Source organism: Pseudomonas frederiksbergensis, from assembly GCF_001952935.1.
Classification (GTDB): Bacteria; Pseudomonadota; Gammaproteobacteria; order Pseudomonadales; family Pseudomonadaceae; genus Aquipseudomonas; species Aquipseudomonas frederiksbergensis.
Genome location: NZ_CP018319.1, coordinates 3,390,253 through 3,402,198, shown reverse-complemented (window position 1 = coordinate 3,402,198; position 11,946 = coordinate 3,390,253). Strand labels below are relative to the sequence as shown.

Annotated in this window: 9 protein-coding genes; all 9 read left to right on the top strand. The window is 59.8% G+C overall.

All coding sequences use genetic code 11. From position 1 onward, the window contains the following. Window positions 1-10 precede the first annotated feature (10 nt). The 9 genes from PFAS1_RS15775 to PFAS1_RS15735 all read left to right on the top strand — a co-directional run bounded on the left by PFAS1_RS15775 (window position 11) and on the right by PFAS1_RS15735 (window position 11,677). The gene (locus tag PFAS1_RS15775; protein ID WP_076029732.1) at window positions 11-1,447 is read left to right on the top strand and encodes a sigma-54-dependent transcriptional regulator; all 1,437 of its coding nucleotides are present in this window, start codon (window positions 11-13) and stop codon (window positions 1,445-1,447) included. 736 nt (window positions 1,448-2,183) lie between these two features. Then, window positions 2,184-3,584 carry a polynucleotide adenylyltransferase PcnB gene (locus PFAS1_RS15770; RefSeq protein WP_076029731.1) on the top strand — a complete coding sequence of 467 codons (1,401 nt, stop codon included), beginning with the start codon at window positions 2,184-2,186 and terminating at the stop codon, window positions 3,582-3,584. Window positions 3,585-3,587: 3 nt separating this feature from the next. Beyond that, window positions 3,588-4,073, top strand: a complete 486-nt coding sequence (gene folK / locus PFAS1_RS15765; RefSeq protein WP_076029730.1) for a 2-amino-4-hydroxy-6-hydroxymethyldihydropteridine diphosphokinase — start codon at window positions 3,588-3,590, stop codon at window positions 4,071-4,073. Window positions 4,074-4,441: 368 nt separating this feature from the next. Continuing rightward, complete coding sequence (gene panB / locus PFAS1_RS15760) at window positions 4,442-5,242, top strand: 3-methyl-2-oxobutanoate hydroxymethyltransferase (RefSeq protein WP_076029729.1); 801 nt, start codon at window positions 4,442-4,444, stop codon at window positions 5,240-5,242. Next, window positions 5,239-6,099 carry a pantoate--beta-alanine ligase gene (gene panC, locus PFAS1_RS15755; RefSeq protein WP_076029728.1) on the top strand — a complete coding sequence of 287 codons (861 nt, stop codon included), beginning with the start codon at window positions 5,239-5,241 and terminating at the stop codon, window positions 6,097-6,099. The genes panB and panC overlap by 4 nt, the downstream gene beginning before the upstream one ends. Before the next feature lie 196 nt (window positions 6,100-6,295). After that, window positions 6,296-6,676 (top strand): aspartate 1-decarboxylase, encoded by a 381-nt coding sequence (panD, locus tag PFAS1_RS15750; RefSeq protein ID WP_008153310.1) that lies wholly within the window; start codon window positions 6,296-6,298, stop codon window positions 6,674-6,676. Between the two features lie 230 nt (window positions 6,677-6,906). Continuing rightward, window positions 6,907-8,571 carry a glucose-6-phosphate isomerase gene (pgi, locus tag PFAS1_RS15745; protein ID WP_076029727.1) on the top strand — a complete coding sequence of 555 codons (1,665 nt, stop codon included), beginning with the start codon at window positions 6,907-6,909 and terminating at the stop codon, window positions 8,569-8,571. 233 nt (window positions 8,572-8,804) lie between these two features. Then, window positions 8,805-10,742, top strand: a complete 1,938-nt coding sequence (gene acs, locus PFAS1_RS15740; protein WP_076029726.1) for an acetate--CoA ligase — start codon at window positions 8,805-8,807, stop codon at window positions 10,740-10,742. A 65-nt stretch (window positions 10,743-10,807) separates the two neighbouring features. Continuing rightward, window positions 10,808-11,677 carry an oxygenase MpaB family protein gene (locus PFAS1_RS15735; protein WP_076029725.1) on the top strand — a complete coding sequence of 290 codons (870 nt, stop codon included), beginning with the start codon at window positions 10,808-10,810 and terminating at the stop codon, window positions 11,675-11,677. Window positions 11,678-11,946: the final 269 nt, after the last annotated feature.

Below are 11,946 nucleotides of genomic sequence, written 5' to 3'. Positions count from 1 at the left end.
TATCGAATCAATGCCGCACATTTTGATCGTCGAAGACGAAACAATTATCCGCTCCGCCTTGCGCCGCCTGCTGGAACGTAACCAGTACCAGGTCAGCGAAGCCGGTTCAGTGCAGGAAGCACAAGAACGCTTCACCATTCCCACGTTCGACCTGATCGTCAGCGACCTGCGTCTGCCGGGCGCGCCGGGCACCGAGTTGATCAAACTCGGCCAGGGCACTCCGGTGCTGATCATGACCAGCTACGCCAGCCTGCGTTCGGCCGTTGATTCGATGAAGATGGGCGCGGTGGATTACATCGCCAAGCCTTTCGATCACGATGAAATGCTGCAAGCCGTCGCGCGCATCCTGCGTGACCGTCAAACGGTGCAAGCCAGCGGTGAACCTGCCGTCGGCAAAGCCGGCAATGGCGCCGCGAAACCGGGCGCCAGCAACAACAACGGCGAAATCGGCATCATCGGCTCCTGCCCGCCGATGCAGGATCTGTACAGCAAGATCCGCAAAGTCGCGCCAACCGATTCCAATGTCCTGATCCAGGGCGAATCCGGCACCGGTAAAGAACTGGTGGCGCGTGCCCTGCACAACCTGTCCAAACGCGCCAAGGCGCCGATGATTTCGGTGAACTGCGCAGCCATCCCGGAAAGCCTCATCGAGTCCGAACTGTTCGGCCACGAAAAAGGCGCGTTCACTGGCGCCAGCGCCGGGCGTGCCGGCCTGGTAGAAGCGGCCGACGGCGGCACCTTGTTCCTCGACGAGATCGGCGAACTGCCACTGGAAGCCCAGGCCCGCCTGCTGCGCGTGCTGCAGGAAGGTGAAATTCGGCGTGTGGGTTCGGTGCAGTCCCAGAAAGTCGATGTGCGCCTGATCGCCGCGACCCACCGGGACCTCAAGAGCCTGGCGAAGATCGGCCAGTTCCGTGAAGACTTGTATTACCGCCTTCACGTGATCGCCCTGAAACTACCGGCACTGCGCGAGCGGGGCGCCGACGTCAACGAAATTGCCACCGCGTTCCTCGCGCGACAGAGCGCGCGGGTCAACCGCACCGACCTGAAGTTCGCCCCGGATGCCGAGCAAGCCATTCGTCACTACTCTTGGCCGGGTAACGTTCGGGAGCTGGAAAACGCCGTAGAACGTGCGGTCATCCTGTGCGAGAGTCCGGAGATTTCCGCCGAACTGCTGGGGATCGATATCGAACTGAGCGATCTGGACGATGACGACTTCATCGGCCTGCCCCCACAACAGGGCAGCGCCGCCGGTAACAACAGCCATGAGCCGACCGAAGACCTGTCACTGGAAGACTACTTCCAGCACTTCGTTCTCGAGCATCAGGACCACATGACCGAGACCGAGTTGGCACGCAAACTCGGTGTCAGTCGCAAATGCCTGTGGGAACGCCGCCAGCGCCTGGGCATTCCGCGGCGCAAGACCGGGGTGGCCAGCGAGAGCTGAACGTCACCTGTCTGATGTGCGGGTAACACGTGACAAGGTGAAAAAACTGTTACCTCACCTTTTTCACGTAACAGAAGCCGGGGCTTACGGTAACGAAGCCCCGGCTTTTTTTGGCCTCGAAAAACCTCACCAGCAGGCCTAACCCCTTGTTTTGCTGGGCCTCGCAAAAGTTGGCACGCACCCTGCTATATGTTTGGTACAAGAACAATAACAAGCAATGCACAAGACAATAAAAATAAGACGTATCGACTCACGCACAATAAAAACAAGACGGCGAGAGGCGTAGCTAACTGATTCTTTTGGAGAGGCGTTGTATTTGGGGCTTGCCCCACGACCAGGCCGAGAACAACAAAAACTGTCACAAGACAGAGCCTGAACTGGTTGGATCGCAAGATCACTGCAACACAGCGACCAAAGCAATCCGTTTGCTCTTGGCTCCCGATTGGGAGGGTCATGAAGGAAAAACTTCATGGCGAGGGCACTTAACAAAAACAAAAAGCCCGAATCAAAAATAAAAATAGAGCATGCAACTACTTTCTTGGGGAGCTTCGGCTCCCCTTGTAGTTTCTGCGATTTGAAAACCACCCCGCCTGCGCTTCGCTTTACTCTTGTGGCTTGTGGCTTGCAGCTCATATCTGCTGTGTCCTACACCATCCCCCGACTAAATGCTAGAATCCCCGCCCATCATGCGGTCATTCTTCGTTTTGGCCGAACATTCCTTCAAACAGTGCATCCCATGCTGAAGAAGCTGTTCCAGTCATTCCGTTCTCCCAAGCGTCATACGCAACACATTCGCAGTACGCCTGAAGTGCTCAACAGCGGCCAACATTCGCTGCAAAAGGCCCAATTCAGTCGCTACGCGGTGAACATTGTCGAACGCCTGCAGAACGCCGGTTATCAGGCTTACCTGGTCGGCGGCTGCGTGCGTGACATGCTGCTCGGCATCACGCCAAAAGATTTCGACGTCGCCACCAGTGCCACACCTGAACAGGTGCGGGCCGAATTCCGCAACGCGCGGATCATCGGTCGCCGCTTCAAGCTGGTGCACATTCACTTTGGCCGCGAAATCATTGAAGTCGCGACCTTCCGCGCCAATCACCCGCAAAATGATGAAGAGGAAGACAGCAACCAGTCTTCCCGCAACGAGAGCGGGCGCATCCTGCGCGATAACGTCTATGGCACGCTGGAAGAAGACGCGCAACGCCGCGACTTCACCATCAACGCCTTGTATTACGATCCGGTCAGCGAGCGCATCCTCGATTACGCCAACGGCGTACACGACATCCGCAATCACCTGATCCGCCTGATCGGCGACCCGAAGCAACGCTACCAGGAAGATCCGGTACGGATGCTGCGAGCCGTGCGTTTCGCCGCCAAGCTGAATTTCGGCATCGAAAAACACAGCGCCGTGCCAATCCGTGAACTGGCGCCGATGCTGCGCGAGATTCCATCGGCTCGCCTGTTCGAAGAAGTGCTCAAGCTGTTCCTTTCCGGCCACGCCGCGGACACCTTCGAGATGCTGGTCGACTTGCAGCTGTTCGATCCGCTGTTCCCGGCCAGTGCCGAGGCTCTGGAATACAACCCGACCTACACCCACACGCTGATCAGCGATGCGTTGATCAACACCGACCTGCGGATCAAGCAGAACAAACCGGTGACCCCGGCGTTCCTGTTTGCGGCGCTGCTGTGGCCTGCCCTTCCTGCTCGGGTCCTGCGCCTGCAAGAACGTGGCATGCCGCCGATTCCTGCGATGCAGGAAGCCGCCCATGAACTGATTGCCGAACAGTGCCAGCGCATCGCGATTCCGAAACGCTTCACCATGCCGATCCGCGAGATCTGGGACATGCAGGAGCGTCTGCCACGCCGCAGCGGCAAGCGCGCCGACCTGTTGCTGGACAACCCGCGGTTCCGTGCCGGTTACGACTTCCTGCTGCTGCGCGAAAGCGCCGGTGAGCAGACCGACGGCCTGGGCGAATGGTGGACGGATTATCAGGACGCCAACGACAGCGAACGTCGTGACATGATCCGCGACCTCAGCGGCAAGGATGACGGCACCGGCGCCCCACGCAAGCGTCGCCGCAGCGGTGGCGCCAAGCGCAAACGCACCGCCGGCGCACCGAGCGCTACGGGCGAGTAAGCCATGGAACGCATCTACATCGGCATGGGCAGCAATCTGGCTGACCCCGCCGAACAATTGCGCAGCGCCGTCGACGCGCTGGCGCAGTTGCCGCAGAGCGACCTGATTGGGGTTTCCGGGTTTTATCAAAGCGACTCCCTGCTACCCGGCCAACCGCGTTACACCAACGCGGTTGCCGCCCTCGACAGCACGCTCGCGCCGCTGGAGCTGCTTGATGCGCTGCAAGCCATCGAGAACGGACAGGGCCGCGAGCGCCTTGAACGTTGGGGGCCACGTACGCTGGATCTCGACATCGTACTGTTCGGTGATCGGCTGATCGACGAACCTCGCCTCAAGGTGCCTCACTACCATATGCAGGAACGCGCTTTCGTTCTCTATCCACTGGCCGAACTGGCGCCTGCGGATTTGCGTCTGGCTGATGGCCGTTGCCTGAGTGATTTGCTCGCTGCCTGCCCGTTCGTCGGCCTGGAACGCCTCTCTCAAAATTGACAAAAAATCCCCCTGTGGGAGCGGGCTTGCTCGCGAATGCGGTGTTCCATTGAGCATCAATGTTGACTGACACACCGCATTCGCGAGCAAGCCCGCTCCCACATTGGTTTGTGTCGAACATGAGATCAGTAGTTGCTGAATCGCATCAGTTACCCCGGTAACACCCCACGCGTAACAATGCGGTAACACACGCAATTGACTTCCCGAGTTCTCCTCACGACTATAGGCGTCCCGCTGCCGCCAACACGGCGTTGAAGGGCGCAATCCAGGCCTTAAAAGCACGACAACAGACCGTGCGCCTGTATTTAACGAAGAATCACGCGCGTTACTCGCAGTAGTTTCCACAGCGCCTGAATGAGGAACTTTTCATGCCAGCCATCACCCTGACCACTCTGCAAGGTCTCAAGCAAAAAGGTGAAAAGATCACCATGCTGACCTGCTATGACGCGACCTTCGCCCACGCCTGCAATGAGGCTGGTGTCGAAGTGCTGCTGGTGGGCGACTCCCTTGGCATGGTTTTGCAAGGTCACGACAGCACCCTGCCGGTCACCACCGCAGAAATGGCTTACCACGTGGCGTCCGTCAAACGCGGTAACACCGATGCGTTGATCCTCGCCGACCTGCCCTTCATGGCCTACGCCACCCTCGAACAAACCATGACCAACAGTGCCCTGTTGATGCAGGCGGGTGCGCACATGGTCAAGGTTGAAGGTGCGCTGTGGCTGGCGGACTCGATCCGTCTGCTGGCCGAACGCGGTATCCCGGTGTGCGCCCACATGGGGCTGACACCGCAATCGGTGAATATTCTGGGCGGTTACAAAGTCCAGGGCCGTAGCGAGAACCAGGCACGGCAGATGCGCGCCGATGCCATTGCCCTGGAACAGGCGGGTGCAGCCATGCTGTTGCTCGAATGCGTTCCGAGTGAACTGGCCGAGGAAATCACCCAGGCGGTGGGTATCCCGGTGATCGGCATCGGCGCCGGCAGCGGCACCGACGGCCAGGTACTGGTTCTGCACGACATGCTCGGCCTGTCGATCACGGGCCGCGTGCCGAAGTTCGTGAAGAACTTCATGGCCGGGCAACAAAACATTCAAGCGGCGCTTGGTGCGTACGTCACTGAAGTCAAAGCGGCGACTTTCCCTGGTATCGAACACGGATTCTCTGCATGAACACCGTAAAAACCGTACGCGAATTGCGGGCCGCCGTGGCCCGTGCCCGCAGTGAAGGCAAGCGCATCGGCTTCGTGCCGACCATGGGCAACCTGCACAGCGGTCATGTGGCACTGGTGACCAAAGCCACCCAACGGGTGGATTTCGTGGTCGCGAGCATTTTCGTCAACCCGCTGCAGTTCGGCGCCGGCGAAGACCTCGACAAGTACCCGCGCACCCTCGCGGCCGATCAGGAGAAACTGCTCCAGGCCGGTTGCCACTTGCTGTTCGCGCCAACCGTTGAAGAAATGTACCCCGACGGCATGATCGGCCAGACCCGCGTCAGCGTTCCGCAACTCTCCGAAGGCCTGTGCGGCGCCAGCCGTCCCGGGCATTTCGAAGGTGTGGCGACAGTGGTCACCAAACTGTTCAACATGGTCCAGCCGGACCTGGCGATCTTCGGCCAGAAAGACTTCCAGCAACTGGCGGTGATCCGTGCCCTGGTGCATGACCTGAACATGCCGATCCAGATCATCGGCGAACCGACGGTACGTGCAGCCGACGGCCTGGCGCTGTCGTCGCGCAATGGTTTCCTCAGCGAAGAACAGCGGGCCGTTGCGCCTGTTGTTTATCGCGGTTTGAGCCAGATTGCCGATGCGATCAAACAGGGCGAACGGGATTTCCCGGCGTTGATCGATGCGCAGATCAAGCAGCTTGAAGCGGCAGGTTTGCGTCCTGACTATCTGGAGATTCGTCATGCGCTGACCTTGCGCCCGGCAACTGCGCAGGATCGGGATCTGGTGATTCTGGTGGCAGCGTTCCTGGGCACTACGCGGTTGATCGATAACCTGCATCTGAACCTCGACGCGCCCGCATAAACACTACAAAACCACTGTAGGAGCGAGCCTGCTCGCGATAGCGATATCACGGTCGACAGAGATGTTGCCTGTGAGCAAGCCATCGCGAGCAGGCTCGCTCCCACATGGGGTCTGCGGCGGCTCCAAGACTGTATTGCTGACCCTCAAGCCTTTGGGCACAATGCCCGCCGTTCGATTCCGACCTGGGGAAACACTCATGCACGCCATCATGCTCAAAGCCAAGCTGCATCGCGCCGAAGTCACCCACGCAGTACTCGATTACGAAGGTTCCTGCGCCATCGACGGCGAATGGCTGGACCTGTCCGGCATCCGTGAGTACGAACAGATCCAGATCTACAACATCGACAATGGTGAACGCTTCACCACCTACGCGATTCGGGGCGAAGAAGGCTCGCGCATGATCTCGGTCAACGGTGCCGCCGCACACAAGGCCAAGGTCGGTGACCGCGTGATCATCTGCGCCTACGCCCACTACAGCGAAGCCGAGCTGCTCAACTTCAAGCCACGCATGCTCTACATGGCGCCGGGTAATGAACTGAGCCACACCAGCAATGCCATTCCGGTTCAGGTCGCCTGATCCGGTCTTAGCCCCCTCCCCCTTCCGTTTGTCGGACCGTTCCCTGCTCGATGTATAAAAAAGTACCGGGAACGGGTCAGACAAAGTCAAGACAGATCGCAGCGCGAGGTTTACTGTATTCGCCCTGTGTCATGAAATCGTGTCGACGCAGTTGACCGGACGCCCACCCGTAGCGCTCCGGTATTTTTAGTGTTCAAAAGGCCGTTCAAGTAAAAAGGAAAACCGCAGCGATGGCGTATTACCGCACCCCTCAAGACGTTACCGCTCTGCCCGCCTGGCAAGCGCTGAATGACCACCGCCAAGCCATGCAGGATTTCAGCATGCGCGAAGCCTTTAATGCCGATCCGCAGCGCTTTACCCAATTCACCCTCAGCAGCTGCGGTCTGTTTCTCGATTACTCGAAAAACCTGATCAACGCCCAGACCCGCGATCTGCTGGTGGGCCTGGCCAACGAAGTCGACCTCCAGGGCGCGATCAAAGCGCTGTTCGAAGGCGAGATCGTCAACTCCTCCGAAGGTCGTCCGGCCTTGCACACCGCCCTGCGTCGTCCGGTCGGCGACAAGCTGAAGGTCAACGGCGTCAACGTGATGCCGGAAGTGCACAAGGTCCTGAACCAGATCACCGACCTCGTGGGCCGTATCCACGACGGTTTGTGGCGCGGTTACTCCGAGAAGCCGATCACTGACGTGGTGAACATCGGCATCGGTGGCTCGTTCCTCGGCCCGGAGCTGGTCTCCGAAGCGCTGTTGTCCTACGCCCAGAAAGGCGTGCGTTGCCATTACCTGGCAAACATCGACGGCAGTGAGTTCCACGAACTGACCATGAAGCTGCGCGCCGAAACCACGCTGTTCATCGTTTCGTCGAAATCCTTCAACACCCTCGAAACCTTGAAGAATGCCCAGGCCGCACGCGCCTGGTACCTGGCTCAGGGTGGTTCGGAAGCCGAGCTGTACCGTCACTTCATCGCCGTCTCCAGCAACAATGCAGCGGCGGTGGCCTTCGGGATTCGCGAAGAAAACATCTTCCCGATGTGGGACTGGGTTGGCGGCCGTTACTCGCTGTGGTCGGCCATCGGTTTGCCGATTGCCCTGGCCATCGGCATGTCGAACTTCAAGGAACTGCTGTCCGGTGCCTACACCATGGACCAGCATTTCCAGAGCGCGCCTTTCGAACAGAACATGCCGGTACTGCTGGCGCTGCTCGGCGTGTGGTACGGCAACTTCTGGGGCGCGCAAAGCCACGCGATCCTGCCGTACGACCACTACCTGCGTAACATCACCAAGCATTTGCAACAGCTGGACATGGAATCCAACGGCAAGAGCGTGCGCCAGGACGGCACGCCAGTGTCCACCGACACCGGTCCGGTGATCTGGGGCGGCGTGGGTTGCAACGGTCAGCACGCGTATCACCAGTTGCTGCACCAGGGCACCCAACTGATCCCGGCCGACTTCATCGTGCCGATCGTCAGCTTCAACCCGGTGTCCGACCACCACCAGTGGCTGTACGCCAACTGCCTGTCGCAAAGCCAGGCGCTGATGCTGGGCAAGACCCTTGCCGAGGCCGAAGCCGAGTTGCGCGACAAAGGCATGAGCGAAGAAGAGGTGCAGAAACTCGCGCCGCACAAGGTGATCCCGGGCAACCGTCCGAGCAATACCTTGGTAGTCGAACGCATCAGCCCGCGTCGTCTCGGCGCTTTGGTGGCGATGTACGAACACAAAGTCTTCGTGCAAAGCGTGATCTGGGGCATCAATGCCTTCGACCAATGGGGCGTGGAGCTGGGTAAAGAGCTGGGCAAAGGCGTTTACAACCGTCTGGTCGGCAGCGAAGAAACCCCGGCTGACGATGCCTCGACCCAAGGCTTGATCAACTACTTCCGCGGTCGTCACCGCGGCTAACCTGACGCCACTCGGCGGCACTTGTGGGAGCGAGCCTGCTCGCGATAGCGGTCTGACATACAACTAATGTTGAATGTCATGCCCCATCGCGAGCAGGCTCGCTCCCACATTGGTTTGCGTCAGTCACAAATTTTGTATCCGTCCCCTTCCACACCGATCGGCAGCTGACTTGAACCCTCTCCTCACTCGGCGCATCTTTATTACTTGTCGCAAAACAAGAATAAGGAACCGTCATGTTCGATATCAGCACGTTCCCCCAAGCCGATGCCGTCCGCCGGGCTGCAAATCTGAGTCAAGACGACTATAAGCGCCTGTACCGCCAATCCATCGAGCACCCCAGCACCTTCTGGGCCGAACAGGCCACACGCTTTCTCGACTGGAGCACCCCCTGGGATACCGTCCAGCGCTATAACCTGAAAACCGGTGAAGCGAGCTGGTTTGCCGGCGGCAAGTTGAATGTCAGTTACAACTGCATCGACCGTCACCTGGAAAAGCGCGGCGATCAAACCGCGATCATCTGGGAAGGCGACGACCCTGCCGAATCCACCCAGATCAGCTACAAAAAGCTTCATCACAACGTCTGCCGCCTGGCCAACGTGCTCAAAAGCCGTGGCGTGAAAAAAGGCGACCGCGTGTGCATCTACCTGCCGATGATCCCCGAAGCGGCCTACGCCATGCTCGCCTGTACGCGCATTGGCGCGGTGCATTCGGTGGTGTTCGGTGGTTTCTCTCCGGACTCTGTGCGAGACCGGATTCTCGATGCCGACTGCCACACCGTAATCACCGCCGATGAAGGCGTGCGCGGCGGTAAAGTCGTGTCGCTCAAGCAGAAGGTCGACAAGGCACTGCTCAGTTGCCCGAACGTCAGCACCGTGATCGTGGTCGAGCGAACCCAGGGCGAAGTGGACTGGGTCGAAGGCCGCGACATCTGGTATCACCAGGCGCTGCGCGACGTTAGCGACGATTGCCCGCCTGAACCGATGGGCGCCGAAGACCCGCTATTCATCCTCTACACCTCCGGCAGCACCGGCAAACCCAAAGGCGTGCTGCACACCACTGGCGGCTATCTGCTGCAAGCGGCGATGACCTTCAAGTACGTGCTCGACTACCGCGACGACGAAGTCTTCTGGTGCACCGCCGATGTCGGTTGGGTTACCGGCCACAGCTACATCGTTTACGGTCCTCTGGCCAACGGCGCGACCACGCTAATCTTCGAAGGCGTACCGAGCTACCCGAGCAGCTCGCGCTTCTGGCAAGTGATCGACAAACACCATGTCAACATTTTCTATACAGCCCCGACCGCCCTGCGCTCCCTGATGCGTGAAGGCCCCGAACCGTTGAAGGAAACTTCCCGCGCGAGCCTCAGATTACTCGGCACTGTCGGTGAGCCCATCAACCCGGAAGCGTGGGAGTGGTACTTCAATGCCGTCGGCGAACAGCGTTGTCCGATCGTCGATACCTGGTGGCAGACCGAAACCGGCGGCATCATGATCAGCCCGCTGGTCAGTGCTCAACGGATCAAACCCGGTTGCGCCACACAACCGATGTTCGGCGTGCAACCGGTGTTGCTTGATGAAGTGGGCAAGGAAATCAAAGGCGCCGGCAGCGGCGTGCTGGCGATCAAATCCAGCTGGCCGGCGCAGATCCGCAGCGTCTACGGCGACCCGCAACGCATGGTCGACACCTACTTCAAGCCCTACCCCGGCTACTACTTCACTGGCGACGGTGCCCGGCGCGATGAGGATGGCGATTACTGGATCACCGGGCGCATCGACGACGTGATCAACGTTTCCGGGCACCGCATCGGCACCGCGGAGGTGGAAAGCGCGCTGGTGCTGCACGACAGCATCGCCGAAGCGGCGGTGGTCGGTTACCCGCATGACGTCAAGGGTCAGGGCATCTATGCCTTCGTCACCCCCATGAACGGCACCGAGCCCAGTGACGAACTGAAGAAACAACTGCTGGCTCACGTCAGTGAGGAAATCGGCAGCTTTGCCAAACCGGACCTGATCCAGTGGGCGCCGGCCTTGCCGAAAACCCGTTCGGGCAAGATCATGCGGCGCATTCTGCGCAAGATCGCCTGCAACGAACTGGACAGCCTGGGTGACACCTCGACCCTGGCTGACCCGAGCGTGGTCCAGGAGCTGGTCGATAAACGCCTGAACCAATAAATGCTTGTTTCAAAAGCCTGCGCGGCCGTTAATGGCCGCGCCTTCTTTTCCGCCACTGAGTCGTCATGGAATTCATTCGAACCCGCATCGAAACCCAGATCATGAGCCTGACCGGTCTGTCTCTGGGCAAGCTCGACCTGGAAAACCCCAAGGGTGATCCCGGCCTGTTCGGCCCCGATTCGGTGAGCTGGCAAGTGCATGGCGACTTCAGCAGCATGCTGATCGGCGGCATCAGTGCCCTGATGCTGCAAGCCCTGCATCCACTGGCCCTGGCCGGGGTGTGGGACCATTCGAACTTCCGCGAAGACATGATCGGCCGACTGCGCCGCACCGGGCAGTTCATTTCCGGCACCACCTTCGGCTCGCGAAAGGATGCCGACTGGCTGATCGAGAAAGTCCGCACCATCCACCTGCAAGTGACCGGCACGGCACCGGATGGCCGGCCCTACGCCGCCAGCGATCCCGATCTGTTGACCTGGGTGCACGTGGCCGAAGTCAGCAACTTCCTCGCGGCCCATTTGCGTTATCGCAATCCGGATTTGTCCCTGGCTGATCAGGACCGTTACTACGCAGAGATCGCGATAGTTGCCGAACGGCTGGGCGCCCGTGATGTGCCCCGTTCGCGGCAGGAAATTGCCGATTACCTTCAGCGCATTCGTCCACAGCTGTTGTGCGACGAGCGCAGTCGAGAGGTGTTGCGGCTGTTGTTGAACGCCCCGTCCCCCAGCCGTTTGGCCAGACCTTTCGGCGGTTTGATGATGAAGGCCGGGATCGACCTGCTGCCGGATTGGGCCAGTGACATGCTGGGCGTCAGCCAGAGCCCGCTGCAACGCAAGCTGATCCGCGCCAGCGTCAATCGCAGCGTGCCAATGCTGCGCTGGGCGGTGCGTAACGGTTCGATGCACCGGGCCAAACGACGGATGGGATTGTTGTAGGTTTGATCGTTCCCACGCTCCGCGTGGGAATGCCTCACCGGACGCTCTGCGTCCGCTTGTGGGACGCGGAGCGTCCCTGGCTGCATTCCCACGCGGAGCGTGGGAACGATCAAAACGCTGAATGTCAGCCTTCTGTGGCGAGGGAGCCGCTCCCGCCCGACCGGGCTGGCGCACCAGTGCGAAGCGCTCGCAAAATCTTCGACAAGTACTGAGATTATGGAGGCCGCTTCGCAGCCCAGCGGGAGCAAGCTCCCTCGCCACAGGTGCAA